General features: G+C 49.1%; 18 protein-coding genes and 1 pseudogene. All 19 read left to right on the forward strand.

Annotated features, from left to right (window positions below):
• Window positions 1-292 (forward strand): annotated as a pseudogene (locus VN447_RS16670) (hypothetical protein); the annotation flags it as partial.
• Complete coding sequence (locus tag VN447_RS16675) at window positions 285-833, forward strand: BMC domain-containing protein (protein ID WP_325526474.1); 549 nt, start codon at window positions 285-287, stop codon at window positions 831-833. The pseudogene VN447_RS16670 and the gene VN447_RS16675, both read left to right, overlap by 8 nt.
• A gap of 50 nt (window positions 834-883) precedes the next feature.
• Entirely contained in the window at window positions 884-1,228 is a 345-nt protein-coding gene (locus tag VN447_RS16680) for a BMC domain-containing protein (RefSeq protein ID WP_325526475.1), read from the forward strand.
• A gap of 5 nt (window positions 1,229-1,233) precedes the next feature.
• Entirely contained in the window at window positions 1,234-1,683 is a 450-nt protein-coding gene (locus VN447_RS16685) for a EutP/PduV family microcompartment system protein (protein WP_325526476.1), read from the forward strand.
• A gap of 127 nt (window positions 1,684-1,810) precedes the next feature.
• A complete protein-coding gene (locus VN447_RS16690) occupies window positions 1,811-2,209 on the forward strand; it encodes a response regulator (protein WP_325526477.1) in 399 nt (132 codons plus the stop codon).
• Between the two features lie 45 nt (window positions 2,210-2,254).
• Complete coding sequence (locus VN447_RS16695) at window positions 2,255-3,055, forward strand: histidinol-phosphatase HisJ family protein (RefSeq protein WP_325526478.1); 801 nt, start codon at window positions 2,255-2,257, stop codon at window positions 3,053-3,055.
• A 233-nt stretch (window positions 3,056-3,288) separates the two neighbouring features.
• Window positions 3,289-4,035: an AIR synthase related protein gene (locus tag VN447_RS16700; RefSeq protein WP_325526479.1), complete on the forward strand. Its 747-nt coding sequence runs from the start codon at window positions 3,289-3,291 to the stop codon at window positions 4,033-4,035.
• 189 nt (window positions 4,036-4,224) lie between these two features.
• Window positions 4,225-5,394 (forward strand): beta-aspartyl-peptidase, encoded by a 1,170-nt coding sequence (gene iadA / locus VN447_RS16705; protein ID WP_325526480.1) that lies wholly within the window; start codon window positions 4,225-4,227, stop codon window positions 5,392-5,394.
• Between the two features lie 111 nt (window positions 5,395-5,505).
• Window positions 5,506-6,777, forward strand: a complete 1,272-nt coding sequence (uraA, locus tag VN447_RS16710) for a uracil permease (protein WP_325526481.1) — start codon at window positions 5,506-5,508, stop codon at window positions 6,775-6,777.
• Window positions 6,778-6,915: 138 nt separating this feature from the next.
• Window positions 6,916-7,239 (forward strand): cupin domain-containing protein, encoded by a 324-nt coding sequence (locus VN447_RS16715; protein WP_325526482.1) that lies wholly within the window; start codon window positions 6,916-6,918, stop codon window positions 7,237-7,239.
• Window positions 7,239-8,180, forward strand: a complete 942-nt coding sequence (locus tag VN447_RS16720) for a DMT family transporter (RefSeq protein WP_325526483.1) — start codon at window positions 7,239-7,241, stop codon at window positions 8,178-8,180. The genes VN447_RS16715 and VN447_RS16720 overlap by 1 nt, the downstream gene beginning before the upstream one ends.
• Entirely contained in the window at window positions 8,171-9,115 is a 945-nt protein-coding gene (gluQRS, locus tag VN447_RS16725) for a tRNA glutamyl-Q(34) synthetase GluQRS (RefSeq protein ID WP_325526484.1), read from the forward strand. Before VN447_RS16720 ends, gluQRS begins: the two co-directional genes overlap by 10 nt.
• A 156-nt stretch (window positions 9,116-9,271) precedes the next feature.
• Window positions 9,272-10,120 (forward strand): methyl-accepting chemotaxis protein, encoded by an 849-nt coding sequence (locus VN447_RS16730; RefSeq protein WP_325526485.1) that lies wholly within the window; start codon window positions 9,272-9,274, stop codon window positions 10,118-10,120.
• Window positions 10,121-10,262: 142 nt separating this feature from the next.
• Window positions 10,263-11,708, forward strand: a complete 1,446-nt coding sequence (locus tag VN447_RS16735; protein WP_325526486.1) for a sodium:solute symporter family protein — start codon at window positions 10,263-10,265, stop codon at window positions 11,706-11,708.
• A 20-nt stretch (window positions 11,709-11,728) separates the two neighbouring features.
• Window positions 11,729-12,061, forward strand: a complete 333-nt coding sequence (locus tag VN447_RS16740; protein ID WP_325526487.1) for a (2Fe-2S)-binding protein — start codon at window positions 11,729-11,731, stop codon at window positions 12,059-12,061.
• Window positions 12,043-13,143, forward strand: coding sequence for an NAD(P)/FAD-dependent oxidoreductase (locus VN447_RS16745; protein WP_325526488.1), 1,101 nt, complete (start codon window positions 12,043-12,045; stop codon window positions 13,141-13,143). The genes VN447_RS16740 and VN447_RS16745 overlap by 19 nt, the downstream gene beginning before the upstream one ends.
• Window positions 13,133-13,645, forward strand: a complete 513-nt coding sequence (locus VN447_RS16750) for an NADH-quinone oxidoreductase subunit I (RefSeq protein ID WP_325526489.1) — start codon at window positions 13,133-13,135, stop codon at window positions 13,643-13,645. Before VN447_RS16745 ends, VN447_RS16750 begins: the two co-directional genes overlap by 11 nt.
• Window positions 13,638-13,907 carry a (2Fe-2S)-binding protein gene (locus tag VN447_RS16755; protein ID WP_325526490.1) on the forward strand — a complete coding sequence of 90 codons (270 nt, stop codon included), beginning with the start codon at window positions 13,638-13,640 and terminating at the stop codon, window positions 13,905-13,907. Before VN447_RS16750 ends, VN447_RS16755 begins: the two co-directional genes overlap by 8 nt.
• Complete coding sequence (locus tag VN447_RS16760) at window positions 13,907-15,076, forward strand: FAD-dependent oxidoreductase (RefSeq protein ID WP_325526491.1); 1,170 nt, start codon at window positions 13,907-13,909, stop codon at window positions 15,074-15,076. The genes VN447_RS16755 and VN447_RS16760 overlap by 1 nt, the downstream gene beginning before the upstream one ends.
• Window positions 15,077-15,233: the final 157 nt, after the last annotated feature.

The following is a 15,233-nucleotide window of genomic DNA, read 5'->3' on the forward strand; positions in this document are numbered from 1 at the left end:
CTCAGCCCGTTTAGTCTCACGCCTCAATCTACAGCCATGGTATCCACCGGAAGCACCGCTGCAGCCTGAGCTATATGCGCCGGAGCGGGTGAGCATTCCTTTACACCAACATATTGGGGCTCCGTCAGTCCCGGTTGTCAAGGAAGGTGACACGGTTACCGCAGGACAATTGATCGCTGAGATGCCGGCTGGTGCCTTAGGCGCCCCGGTTCATGCCAGCATAACGGGGATTGTTGAGCAGGTTTCATCACAAGCGATTACCATTCGAAAGGGGGTGGCTCCGAATGATTAATGCCATTGGCGTTGTTGAGTTTACCAGTATAGCGAAAGGAATTGAGGCCTCTGATATCATGGCAAAGACGGCTGACGTGACCCTGTTAGTGGCTAAACACCTTTGCCCTGGTAAATATATGGTGCTCGTGAGCGGGGATGTCTCGTCAGTCAGGCAATCGATCAATGCCGGGATTGAACTGGGGGCGCAGCACACGGTGGATCACTTTGTCATCCCCAATGTGCATCCATCCATTCTGCCAGCCATCGGGGGCGGTAATGACTTAACCAATGTGAAAGCAATTGGCATTATTGAAACCTATAGTGTGGCAGCGTCGATTGAGGCCACCGATGAGGCTGTCAAAATGGCTGCAGTCATGCCGGTTAGGCTGCATATGGCGTTTGGCATCGGAGGAAAAAGCTATAGTATCGTGACCGGCGAAGTAGCTGCCGTCAAAGCGGCTGTTGCTGCCGGCAGCGAACTGGCAGCAAGCAAGGGGATGTTGGTATATAGCATAGTCATTCCCCGTCCTCAACAACAGGTAATTGACAGCTTTAAATAGATTAATTATTGCCATTTAGAACTCAGTGCAGGAAGGATGGTGACAGGGGAATGACTACCGGGCAAAAGCAGCGAATGATTCAAGAATATGTCCCGGGTAAACAAGTGACAATGGCTCATATCCTACCCAATCCACAAGGTGGCTTGCATGAGCGGCTGGGGATTGGCGGTGACGGAGCATTGGGCATTATGACAATTACTCCCAGTGAAGCTGCTATTATTGCCGCCGATGCGGCAGTAAAGGCAGGCAATATTGAGATTGGGTTTGTTGACCGGTTTACCGGCTCGCTTGTGCTAACAGGAAACGTAGCCGATGTCGAGGCGGCTGTCCGGGCGGCAGTGAATACGCTTGTTACCATATTAGGATTTACCGCAGCCGAAGTGACACGGAGTTGAAGAATATGAGATGCAAAATTCTTCTCATTGGCGGTATTGGCGCCGGCAAAACTACCTTAAAACAAAAATTGTTGAACCAGTCCCTGATATATCTAAAAACACAAGCTTTGGATTTTTCCAGCATTTTTATTGATTGTCCCGGTGAGTATTTGGAAATACCGCGCCACTACCATGTGTTGATTGATGCCGGCTCTGGAGCAATTGAAGTCTGGGCAATGCATGATGCAACCCGCCGCAACTGTCCTTATCCGCCTAATTTTGCCTCGGCTTTCCGCAAGCCAGTTATAGGGATCGTTACTAAAATAGATCATCATGATGCTTGTCCGGATATTGCCGAGAATAATTTGCGTAAAGCCGGTATTACTGGTCGAATATATCAAGTATCTGCCAAGGAGGGCATTGGCATACCGGAGCTTGCGCTGCATATGTCAAGTTTGACGAGTCAATCAAGCTAAAGTGTTTTATCCGATGACCAACTCTAAACAGTTAAGAGCGGCTAAGTCCCTGGATAAGGGCTGACCTATTTAACTAGGTCAGCCCTCGGGATTCCAAGATACATCGTGTTCAAGGAGGATGTGGCAAGTGTATAAACTACTCGTCGTAGATGATGAACAATTGGAGCGGCAGGCTATTCGCTTTATTGTAGATAGGCATTGTCCGGAAATATCAATTGTGGGTGAAGCTAGTGACGGCTTGCTGGCTGTGCAAGCTGCAGCCCGGGTACAACCTGATATTATTCTAATGGATATACAGATGCCTAAGATGAACGGTTTGGATGCTGCTAAACAAATACACGACATATTGCCGGGTGCTAAAATAATTATGTTAACTGCTGCCGATAATTCTAACTACGTAAAGGAAGCTGCTCAATTGGGTGTAGCTGAGTATATGCTGAAACCTGTCCGTCCTGACAAATTGGTACGGAATTTACATAGTATTTCGGCACAAGTAGTGAAGTTGAGGCAATCTGTTGCCCTTTGACGGGTTTGGCAGGAATTTAGGATAATTGGAAGGAAGGATATTAACTTGAGTTTATTAGCTGATTCGCACGTACACACAATATTGTCGGCAGATGCAAAAGATGAGATGTTTGATATGTGCAAAACTGCTATTGATAAAGGGTTGAGTTACATTTGTTTTACGGAGCATGTTGATTACAACCAATTTGATCCTGGTTGCCGCTATTTTGATTATGATAAATATTCGGATGCTATTGAGCGTACTAGAGAAAAGTTTGGAGATAAAATTCATGTTTTATCAGGGATTGAATTTGGGGAGCCGCATGTTTACCAAAAACAATTTGAAAAGATTATAAAAAAAGAATTTGATGTAGTCATGGTAGGTATTCACTATATCGGGAAAGACAAAGTAGGTCTCCACTGGATTAACGGAACCAATGAATATTCTAAATCTTTATTGAAGGACTATACAAATGAGAGAATTTTTCATGAGTATTATGAAGAACTGCTTCAGGTTGTTAAATTGGGTGGTTTTGACGTCCTGGCTCACTTTGATAATCCCAAAAGATATCTGAAAGAATCGGGCCATGAAGAAGAACTCATTGGTGAGATTGTACATGAAATTGTAAATGCGGGCATTGCCATTGAAATAAATACTTCTCCTTTACGAAGAGGATATCATGAATGTGCACCTGATTCTGAAATAGTGAAACAGTATCTTGATGTGGGCGGGAGCCGAATTACAATTGGTTCGGATGTTCACAGCTGTAGTGAAGTGGCCGCAAACTTTGATTATGCGGTTAAATTGGTAAAAGATCACAAAGCGACTTTGGGGGTTTTTAAAAACCGCTGCTTTGTTACTATTTAACTCAACACATGTAGGTAGCTATATTATCAGCTGGTAGTATTTATTCACATAGTAGGTGATAGTGCTGAGGCGATTAAAAAATATAGCCGGAAAGGGGCGGAATTTTTTTGAATGTAGAGTTTTCCGAAGCAGCAGGATCTTTACGCTAGTTTCAGGAAATTAGTTAAAGGCGAGTGGGCCAGGAATGTGAAAGGAGAAGTAACTGTGGCAAGCGATGCAAGGATTAAAAAGATATGAATGTAAAAAAAGTAAGAGATTTAACTTTAGTGGATCTGGGACAGGGAAAAACCATGGTGATTGCCTGTGACAGTTGCGGTAGCGTTGGCCTGAAAGAAGGCGACGTGCTTAAAGTTCCACCCTTTATTACCGGTAAATATACGGCCAGGGTTGCTATTCTTGAAGTTTTATGCACTGGTGCGGAGGTCATTTGTTTGACCAATACCATTTGTAATGAAATGGACCCTACAGGCAAAGCTATTATCCAAGGCATTGAGGAAGAACTAAAAGCAGCAGGTATTGGCGAGGTTGTCCTGACAGGAAGTACGGAAGAGAATTTTTCGACGGTGGCGACAGGGCTCGGTATTACTACGGTCGGCCTTGTTGTAACCAAAGATCTGAAGGTAAACAATATAAAAGGTGATGCTTTGTTGGTTGCTATTGGACAACCGAAAGTTGGTCAGGAGGTCTTAGCAAGTAAGCGGGAGGATATTGTTGACTACAGCATGATAAAACAGTTGCTCCAAGCAGAGGAAGTATATGAAATAATCCCTGTAGGTTCCAAAGGGATATTGTATGAGATGCAAGAATTAGCGCGAAATAATCAACTGAAGCTCAGTGTAAATAATAATATCAAGATTGATATTAATAAATCAGCCGGACCCAGCACTGTCGTTATAGCAGCTGTCAGCAATAATTATTTCAGTAAATTAGATATCGCCGGCAGTATGGAGTTACTGGGAAAAGTATCATTGGAAATTTAAGGGGATTATTTTAATTGAGATAAATATTGCCCGGTATTGTTAATAGCAAGGAGCCAGCGCCTATAACAGGACGCTAGCTCCTTTTTAGTGTAAAAGAATGTCCCTTGTGACAAAGACAAACTGCAGGTGTGGATTTAACCAAAATACTGCATAATAACACGAGATGCAGTTGGTTACAGAGGTGACAAAATGTTTACAATCTTAAAAGGCGGCACTGTCTTTGCACCCGAAAACCTGGGTGTGCAGGATATCCTGATAGCCGGGCAGGTGATTGCCAATATCGCTCCTGCTATCAAACCTGCCCCTGAATATGGCAAAACCCAGGTAATTGACGTGACAGGCAGGCGAGTTGTGCCAGGCTTTATCGATCAGCATGTTCATTTACTCGGTGGTGGCGGCGAAGGCGGTTATGCCACCCGAACGCCTGAAGTAGTTCTAAGCGACATTACTATGGCTGGAATAACGACAGTAGTGGGCTGTCTGGGCACTGATAGTATCACCAGGCATATGGCCGGGCTGCTGGCTAAGGCCAGGGGGCTCGAACTAGAGGGAATTTCCACCTACATATATACCGGGGCGTACGAGGTGCCGCCGCCGACGATTACCGGCAGTGTGCGCTCAGACCTGGTGCTTATTGATAAAGTAATTGGTTGCGGCGAAATTGCGATCAGCGACCATCGTTCCGCTCAGCCGGCCAAAGCTGAGCTTGCCAGGCTGGCCGCTGAATCCCGCGTGGGCGGACTGTTAAGCGGCAAGGCAGGTGTGCTGCATCTTCACATTGGTGCCGGGGCGCGCCAGCTTACTTTGATCTTTGACATTGCGGCTGAGACAGAAATCCCGGTGGCTCAGTTTGTGCCTACCCATATTAACCGTAACTGGAACCTGGTTAATGAGGGAATCAGGCTGACCCAAATGGGTGGGGTTATTGATTTTACAGCCGCCGCTTATGATGAGTCAGGTCAGGCTGATTCCCTAACAGCAGCACAGGCGATTAAGTATTGTCTGGAACAAGGGGTATCGATCAACAGTATGACAATAAGCTCAGACGGTCATGGCAGCCTACCGGTATTTGATGGCAATGGGGGTATTAGCGGGCTGCAAGTAGCTAAAATGACCGGCTTACACGCGGAAGTCAAAAACCTGACAGCCAGCGGCCTGCCTCTCAGTGAGGCACTACGGCCAGTCACTATTAACCCGGCCAGAATTCTAAAACTATACCCGGAAAAGGGGGTGCTGGAACCAGGCAGTCATGCTGATATTGTGGTGCTTGACCAAAACCTCAACATTGAACATGTTTTTGCCAAAGGTAAGTGGCTTGTCCAAAACGGACAGGCTATCGTCAAAGGAACTTTTGAGTGACCTGGTATCGCATAGCTTGACAATTGTTGGCACACGGTATTAGAATTATGAAACCTTTACCATTAAATATACTGGTGCTTTATTGGACTAAAAATTCAAGGAGGAAATTTTATGAGACGCACAATTCAGGTAGAAGAAAAGCTGCCGCTCATTGAAACACTGCCACTAAGCCTGCAGCACTTATTTGCCATGTTTGGCGCAACTGTACTTGTTCCTATCCTGTTCAAGGTTAATCCATCAACAGTTCTATTATGGAACGGTATCGGGACTTTGCTCTATATCTTTATTACCAAAGGAAAAATCCCGGCCTATCTTGGTTCAAGTTTCGCGTTTTTGTCACCGGTATTTCTTGTGTTGCCTCAGTTTGGCTATGGGGCGGCCCTGGCTGGTTTTATTGCCACCGGTGTCATTTTTACGCTGGTGGCGCTGAGTATTAGTGTTATTGGTACTAAGTGGATTGACATTGTCTTTCCTCCGGCAGCTATGGGGGCCATTGTCGCCATTATTGGCCTGGAATTGGCCCCGGTAGCCGCCGATATGGCTGGCCTGACGGCTAAAACACCTGACATGAAAGCCATCACTGTATCGCTCTTTACCTTGGGGGTCACTGTTCTCGGGTCGATTTTATTCCGTGGCTTTCTGGCCGTTATTCCGATCTTGATTGGTATCTTCTCTGGGTATGCACTGGCACTGGTGATGGGTATGGTTAATCTCGCTGCCATCAGCGCCACACCCTGGTTTGCGCTGCCGACGTACTATGCTCCTGAGTTTAACCTCCAGGCCATTGCAATTATAGTTCCAGCATCGCTTGTCGTTATTGCCGAACACATAGGCCATCTGGTAGTTACCGGCAACATTGTCGGACGTGATTTATCTGCTTCGCCTGGACTGCACCGTTCACTGCTTGGTAACGGTCTATCCACCATGTTGTCAGGCTTCTTTGGTTCAACGCCTAATACTACTTATGGTGAGAACATCGGGGTTATGGCTATATCAAAGGTGTACAGTGTCTGGGTCATCGGCTTTGCTGCTGTGATTGCCATTATCCTATCCTTTGTCGGTAAGCTTGCAGCGGCCATTCAAAGTATCCCCACTCCCGTAATGGGCGGGGTATCACTCTTGTTGTTCGGGGTTATTGCCGCATCAGGTATCCGCATCTTAATTGATGCCAAAGTTGATTATAACCGGTCGCGAAACCTCATATTAACCGCCATTGTTCTCATCATCGGTATCAGCGGGGCGCAATTAACCTTCGGTTCTGTTACGCTCAAAGGCATGGCGCTTGCGACTACTGTCGCAATTATTATTGGACTGACCTTTACCCTGCTGGATAAATTGGGACTTACCAATGATAGCGGGGAAATCGAGTCAAGTCAGAAATAGCAGTAATAAGGTAAGCTGGAAGCTTTTAGTCTCCTGCCTGTGGGCGGGAGACTTTTTTCTACAGACAGGAATATGTTTAGCGGCCAGCGAATGGTATAAAACAAACAATTGTTGTAATAGCAAAGGAGGAGTTTGCACATGGTAACCAGAGATAAAGACAAACACTTTGTTACAGCTATGACTGGGGTGGAAAGAAAAACGCTGGCTGTAGGCGATAAATCCATGGTAGTTAAATTTGTCTTAGCGGCTGGCGCTGAACTGCCGCGTCATAGTCATCCCCATGAGCAGGTGGGCTATCTGATAGCCGGTGAGATGATTATGACCATTGGTGATCAGGATTACCCGCTGACGGCAGGTGACAGCTGGGCGATTCCTGGCGGGGTGGAGCATAGTGTTACGGTGCAAAAATATGTGGAAGCAATTGAGGTATTTGTACCAATAAGAGAGGACTATATCGAGTAATGAAACTAACTAAAGACTCAACTATCTACTTTATCCTGCTTTTAGTGCCGCTATTCTGGGGCGGTGCGTTCGGCAGCACCAAACATGTATTGTCAGAACTCCCGCCGCTTACGGCCTCAGCTGTGAGGTTTCTTTTGGCTGGCCTGCTTTTAGGCGGCTGGCTGGCCGTCCGCCGGGAGTGGGACTTAAAGGTTATAAAAGACAATTGGCTGGGCTTGACCGGACTGGGATTGAGCGGTGTACTGGCCTACAATTATTTCTTTGCTGTTGGTTTGCAGTATACATCGGCCATTACCGGTGCGCTGGTTATTGTTATTAATCCTGTGACAACAGCTATTATAGCTGTATTGTTTCTCGGTGAAAAGTGGAGTCTGCGCCTCGGGCTTGGCATTGTTGCCTCACTGGCCGGCGTATTGACTGTGATTACCCAGGGCAACTTTGCGTCACTGGCCGGATTGTCTTTAAATTATGGCGAAACCCTGTTATTTGGCGCTGTTGCCAGTTGGACAACATATACCTCGCTTGGTAAGGTTGTTATGAGAAAAGTTAAGCCATCACTGGCAACAACAGTGTCAACACTGATTGGTGCGGTATTTTTAATCCTGATTTCACTCGGTGAGGGGGCGTGGTACACACTGCCCCGGCTGTCAGGTCAGGTTATGGTTGAATTAGTGTATTTGGCGGTATTTGCAACCGTATTGGCCTTTATTTTATTTAATGTTGGTATCAAGCGCATCGGTGCCAGCAAGGCCAGCGCCTATATCAATCTTATGCCGGTGAATGCCATGCTTATTGCCTGGGCAATATACGGCGAAACGATTACTCTCATGCATCTGGCAGGTATGGTTCTGGTGGTTACAGGCGTGTGTTTAACTACGCTCGCGCCTGCTGCCAAAGAGACCGGCAAAACTAAGGAGGGCCCAATAGAGTTATGCGAATAATGCGGGGGCGGTTTGCCCCCAGCCCGACCGGTGAGATTCATTTAGGTAATGTCTGGACGGCGTTGCTGGCTTGGCTGCAGGTACGGTCAGCCGGGGGAATCATGGTGCTCAGAATGGAAGACCTTGACCCTGAACGGTCGCGCCAGTCGTATGCTGACAGGCTGATGGCTGATATGCAATGGCTGGGGCTTGACTGGGATGAAGGGCCAGATATTGGCGGCCCATATGCTCCCTATTGCCAGGGACAGCGCCGCGAATTGTATCAGGCAGCACTGGAACGCCTGGAGGCAGCCGGCATGGTATATCCTTGCTATTGCACGCGGGCTGAGCTGGCAGCTTCAGCACCGCACGCAGGAGAAACTGAACGTGTTTACCCGGGTGTCTGCAGACAGCGCAAGCTAGATAACGCCTTTAAAGCAGCCCGGCGTCCGGCGCTTCGTTTAGCAGTGCCGCCAGGGCAATACTCCTTTACTGACGTACAGGCAGGGTTTGTCAGCCAGGATCTCAGTCAGGAGGTCGGCGATTTTGTCATACGGCGGTCAGATGGCGTTCATGCCTATCAACTAGCTGTTGTAGTGGACGATGCCGCCATGGACATTACCCATGTCTTGAGAGGGTATGACTTGTTAAGTTCAACGCCGCGTCAACTGCTTCTCTACCGGCTGCTGGGGCAGCGCGCTCCGGTATTTACCCATGTGCCGCTCTTAATTGCCCCGGATGGTCACAGGTTATCGAAGCGCCAGCAGGCTTTATCCATTGCTGCTTTACGGGCGCAGGGCGTTACAGCAGAAGCAATTATCGGCTATCTGGCCTTTAAGGCAAATTTAATCGACGTTCCTCAGCCTGTTAGAGCTGCCGAGCTAATACCCAGCTTTGATATGACCAAACTGCAGGCTGATTCGGTTATTATCGATAGCCGTGAAATCTGTCGATGAAATAGTTGTTTTAGGATCGTTTGATAGGCGGGGTAGAATGCCGGGTAAAAACAGGTAGTTTATTTTTTGTCGAAAAAAGGTATTTTTAGCAGAAACGCGAATATTTAACATCCATATAGAATGACTGGCAATGACCGGTCTGGGAGGATGTTAAGTATGAGGCAGCTTACCGGGTACCAGATTTTAGATATGTTTTATGATTTAGCACCATACATTAACGATATCGTTGCGGCTGATGTCGGATTTACTGTCATCCGCGACGGCAAATACGTGCTGTATCTACCTGCCGATGATTTAGACCTCAAAACGAAAGTTGGCGAACCCGTACTATCAGGTGCCAGTAAACAGGCCCTTGACACAGGAAAACAGGTGGTCAGGGTCATTCCCAAGGACAAATCACCCTACGGTATTGCCTACGTCGCCTGTGCTTTGCCTTTTAAGGAAGACGGCAAGGTTGTTGGCTGTGTCACAACTACTCAGAGTATCACTATTATTGAAAGTATTAACAACGCTACAAGTGAACTGGCTGCCGCTTCGGAAGAACTGACAGCTGGGTTGCAGGAACTTGCCAGCCGCTCATCCGGGTTAGCCAGTACCAGTAATGAGCTTGACCAATTAGGAAAAACCCTCCTGGCTACTGCCAATCAGACCAATGAGATTGTAACCTTCATCAAAAATGTTGCCAGTCAAACGAACCTGCTGGGGCTCAATGCTGCCATTGAGGCTGCCCGGGTAGGCGAGATGGGCAGGGGGTTTGCGGTGGTAGCGGCTGAGGTCCGTAAACTGGCCGTGTCAAGCGCAGAGTCAGTCACACAAATATCCTCGTCTTTGGGTGCCATTCAACAGGCCATTACTGAGCTAACACGTAAAATTGACAATATTGATCAGCACGTAAGCGGCCAAACCGAGGCTGTACACGAAATGGCTAAATCCAGCCAGTCACTGGCAGAATTGGCTGCTAATCTCGCTGAATCGTCCCGAAAAATTTTTCAGATAACAGACTAAACAGCAGTTGTGCATACTGAGTATTTTGAATACATTGCTTGCTAAAATGCCCCGGTCAACAGACCTGGGCATTTTTTTATTGTCTGCTATATATATATTTAGGTAAACGGTTGCTTAAAAAGAAAAGGGGGGAGCGTGCAAAATGGAGGTAACGCAAATTGGTATTATTGCTTTATGGATTCTGCTATTTTTAATCCCGCTGCAGCTTTATATCGGTTACCGGTTTGCCGGAAAAAGCGGCGAGAGCACCAGCCACTACTTTATCAGCGGCAAACAGCTGCCGCTCATTCTGGTATTCTTTGCCGATTTTGCTACAGTAATGGGGGTAGGAAATTTTATCGGTTATGCCGGTAAGGGGTATCAGATTGGCCTTAACCAGTTCTGGATGCTGTTGGGCGAACAAGGCAGCAAGGTGGTATTTGCCCTGCTGTTAGCTGGAATTGCCGGCAAGTACGCCTATACTACCATCAATGAGTTTCTTGAGCAGGAAATGTTTCATGACAAATGGCTTAGGGCTGCCGGTGGCATTATTATGACCATTCCAATGATTTGCTGGACTGGTGCACAAGCCATTGGCATCGGCACACTCTTATCTGTTGTTATGGGCATCGATCCGGTGACAGGCATCTGGGTTGCGGCGCTGACAGCTATTCTATATACAGTAATGGGCGGGATGTGGGCGATTGCCTGGACTGATTTAGTGCAGGGGATCATCCGGGTTGTTGTCGGTTTCATCTTTTTCGCTGTCGTGTTTATCGGTGTAAAAGGCTTTGGCGGTATTAAAGAATCGGTTGTTGCCATCAAGCCTGATCTCTGGTCGATGAGCACAATCGGTTTTACAGCGGCGTTGACTCTTTTCCTGACGCCCGTATGTGGCCAGTTTACCTATCAGGCCTGGTGGCAGCGGTGCTTTTCAGCTAAAGACGCGAATACAGCCCGCAATGGCTTTTTGTATACAGCCATTTTCGCTGTAGTCATGTGCTCGGCCAGCATTCTTATCGGTATGGCAGCCTATGTGCTTAACCCCAATCTGGCGCGGCCTGATATGGCTTTTGCCTGGCTCTTAACCAACTGGCTAAATCCTGTATTGGCTGCTCTTTTGGTTGTTACCATCATCGGGGCTGACATGACGGTATCGGCAGGGTTATTGAACTCAGGTGTTACACTCCTATTGATGGATGTAATTAAACCACTGCTGAAACCGGATGCAACTGACCAGGAGCTTGTAAAACAGGCGCGGTGGCTGACCCTCATTCTCGGTGTAGGCTCAGTATGGGTAGCCTTTAATTTTCCGACAGTGCTGTCTGCGGCGCTGTTTGGCTATGCAGCTACCGGCGGCGGTTTATTCATTCCACTGGTGTTAGGGCTTTTATGGAAAGACCGCTCAGGTAAAACACGCGTTACCAAGAATGCGGCCATGGCCTCATTGGTGTTAGGCGGCGGCACGGCGGCTGTATTCCAGTATGTACCCGAACTGGTCAAACTGACTGGCGGCGGTATTATCCCGGCGTTGTGTGTGTCGCTTGTGCTGACAGTCGGGATTAGTCTTTTTGAACACACAGGTAAAAAAGCCGGTAACAAGGGGTAGTACACCTGGAGGTGGCAGTGTTGAGGGTTATTAATCATCCTGTTCTTGGTGGGTTTACTGCGAAACAGCCAGTCATCATCGAGGTTGACGGTGAGGTAATGACGGCCTATGAGGGCGACACGATAGCGGCCGCCCTCATGGCCGCCGGCCGCCTTACGCTGCGCCATACCTATAAGCGCCGGGAGCCACGCGGTGTATTCTGCGGTATTGGCCGCTGCACAGACTGTGTGATGACAGTGGACGGTCAAGCTAATGTACGGACATGTGTTACGCCGGTCAGACCTGGCATGAGAATAAGCACACAGGGCCAGACGTCCGGGCAGGGGGGCGACCTATGCGAACCGTTGAAGTAGTCGTTATCGGGGCTGGTCCGGCCGGTCTTTCGGCCGCCGTTGAAGCAGGCAAAGCCGGGGCTAAGGTGCTGGTTTTAGATGAAAATAGCCGGCCAGGCGGTCAGCTGTTTAAACAGATTCATAAGTTTTTCGGTTCGAAGGAGCATTTGGCCGGTGTGAGGGGCTATGATTTAGGTTGCCGCCTGCTCCAAGAGACGGCAGACAGCGGGGCTGAGATTTGCCTTGATGTGGTTGTTCATGCCATCTATCCTGATAAAAAAGTAGCCTACATCGCTGGCGGTAAAGAATATCATGTATCTGCAGGTAAGATCATTCTGGCTACAGGGGCATCAGAGAATGCACTGGCTTTTCCCGGCTGCACACTGCCAGGAGTCATGAGCGCCGGGGCACTGCAGACGATGATGAATATTCAGCGCGTGCTGCCGGCCGACAAGGTGTTAATGGTAGGCAGCGGCAATGTCGGACTTATTGTCAGCTATCAGATACTGCAGGCCGGCGGTCGTGTAGCGGCGTTGGTCGAGGCTGCGCCGCACATTGGCGGTTACGGCGTACATGCGGCTAAAATAACCAGGGCCGGTGTGCCGGTGCTTGTCAGCCACACCGTCAAGTATGCCTATGGCCGGAATCGGATCGAGGGGGCGGTTATCGCCGCTGTAGATGATCATTTCCAGATAGTTCCTGATACTGAACGCTGGCTGGAAGTTGGTTGCATAGCTATCGCTGTTGGGCTGACGCCGCTTACCGAATTGGCCCATTTATGCGGCTGTCAGTTTACCTATATCGCTCGTCTGGGCGGATTAGTGCCGCTCCATGATGAAAATATGGAGGCAACAGTTCCCGGTATTTATGTTGCCGGTGATATCACCGGCGTGGAGGAGGCCAGCAGTGCCATGGAAGAAGGGCGGTTGGCAGGTATCGCCGCGGCGGCGGCATTGGGCTACATACCGCCTGATTTGGCTGCCCTGGAGAAACAGGAGGTATGGTGCAGGCTTAACATCTTGCGGACCGGCGCGTTTGGTGCTGTACGTCAGGCGGCTAAGAGTGCCATTATGGACGAAAGGAGACAGCCGCATGTCACCTGAATTAAAAAAATCAGGCTTCCTGTCAGACCAAGAACTAGCTGCTGTCCTGCCAGAGGCCGGGAGGCTGGCTGCGGGGCCGGTTGCTGTGATTGAATGTATTCAGGATATCCCCTGTAATCCCTGCGAAGCAGCCTGTCACCTGGCGGCCATTACTGTGGGTCAGCCAATAACTACTCCCCCGCTGCTGGATGCCGGCAAATGCAAGGGCTGCGGCCTGTGTATTGCCAAGTGTCCGGGTTTGGCTATTTTTGTTGTTGATGCATCAGGGCCTGGGGAGTTTGGTACTGTGCAAATGCCTTATGAATACTGGCCGGCGCCGGTAGCCGGCGAGGTTGTGGTCGCGCTTGACCGGCGCGGCAGCGCTGTCTGCCAGGCAACAGTGAACAAGGTGCTCTTGGCGACCGGCGGTGACCACACGCATTCTGTAACGGTGACAGTACCTAAAGTACATGTGGTAGAGGTGCGGGCCATCCGGTACGGAGGAGGTATAGGGGATGGATGATGTCATGATTTGCCGCTGTGAGGAAGTCACTGAATCCGAAATTCGCAAAGCCATTCAAGCGGGGGCTCATTCAATGGCAGACGTTAAACGCCGGACAGGGGCTGGCATGGGCTTGTGCCAGGGGCGGACCTGCTGCCGTCTGGTGTCAGGGATCATTTGTCAGGAGACTGGGAAGACACCGGCGGAGCTTATGCCTGATACGGTTAGACCGCCGGTACGTCCGGTTGCAATCGGTTGCTTGCTGAATCCGGGGGTGAAATAGTGGCTGTTGAACCTCAAGATATTGTTATTATTGGCGGCGGTGTAATCGGTGCGGCCATCGCCTATTATCTGGCCAAACAAGGCGCTAAACCGCTGCTCCTGGAGCGCTTCGCCCTGTGTTCCGGCTCTTCAAGCGCTTGCGATCAAGCGGTCAGTATGCAGTCCAAGAATCCCGGTATCAGCCTGGAATTGGCGCTCGCAAGCCGGGCTATGTTTCCCGGCTTATCTGACGAATTGGCAAATGACCTGGAGTTTTGCGAGTGTGGCGGTATGATTGCAATTGAAAATGAGCAGCAGCTGGCTGTTATGCAACGTTTTGTGGCAGGCCAGCGACAGAATGGACTGACGGTAGAGCTGTTAGACGGCGCCGAAGCCAGAAGGCGGCAGCCGGCATTAGCGCCGACTATCCTGGCGTCCACCTTTTCGCCGCTCGACGCCAAGATAAACCCCATGAAACTTACGTATGCCTATGCTCAGGCTGCAATCCGGCTGGGAGCTAAGATTGACTGCGGCACCGAGGTTAAAGCCATTACTGTCCGCCGGGCTAAAGTGGAAGGAGTCGTTACACAAGACCGGGTTATCAGTACTCACCTGGTAATTAATGCAGCCGGGATTTGGGCAAGCCAAGTCGGTGCATTAGCCGGCCTCAATATACCCATCAAACCGCGCCGGGGCCAGCTTATTGTGACCGAGGCTATACCTGGCTTAGTCCGGGGGGAGCTGTGGAGTGCCAGATATATTGTTGCAAAGCATAACCCCGAACTTATTAGGCAGGAAGACCCCGCGGCCGCTGAATTAGGTGTTGGTCTGTCAGTCAGTGTGAAAGAAGACGGCAAACTCTTAATTGGCGGTACCCGTGAGTTTTCCGGCTATGATGCCGGCACAACCCCGCAAGCTATAGCCGCCATTTTGCGCCATGCCGCCAATGTTCTTCCTGCTTTGAAACAGGTTCATGTCATTCGTACATTTGCCGGACTCAGGCCGTATACGCCTGATGGCAAACCGATCTTAGGACCTGTGTCTGGCCTGGACGGCTTTATCATGGCAGCCGGTCATGAAGGTGATGGCATTGCATTGGCCCCGGTAACAGGCAAGATTATGGCCGAATATCTGGCAGCTGGTATTAGGCATAAGGCAATCACAGAACTGAGCGCCAGCCGCTTTGTATAAGTCGCGCACGATAGAAACAGCCATGAGCATAAAGCTCATGGCTGTTTTGACGTGGCAGGGATACCGTAAAAACATTTGACATAAGCGAGGGAATTCGTATATACCAGTCATTAACAGACATGATTGGCTTGTTAACAGGTCACAATAAATTATCATA

It is taken from the genome of Sporomusa sp. (assembly GCF_035561155.1).
Taxonomy (GTDB): Bacteria; Bacillota; Negativicutes; order Sporomusales; family Sporomusaceae; genus Sporomusa.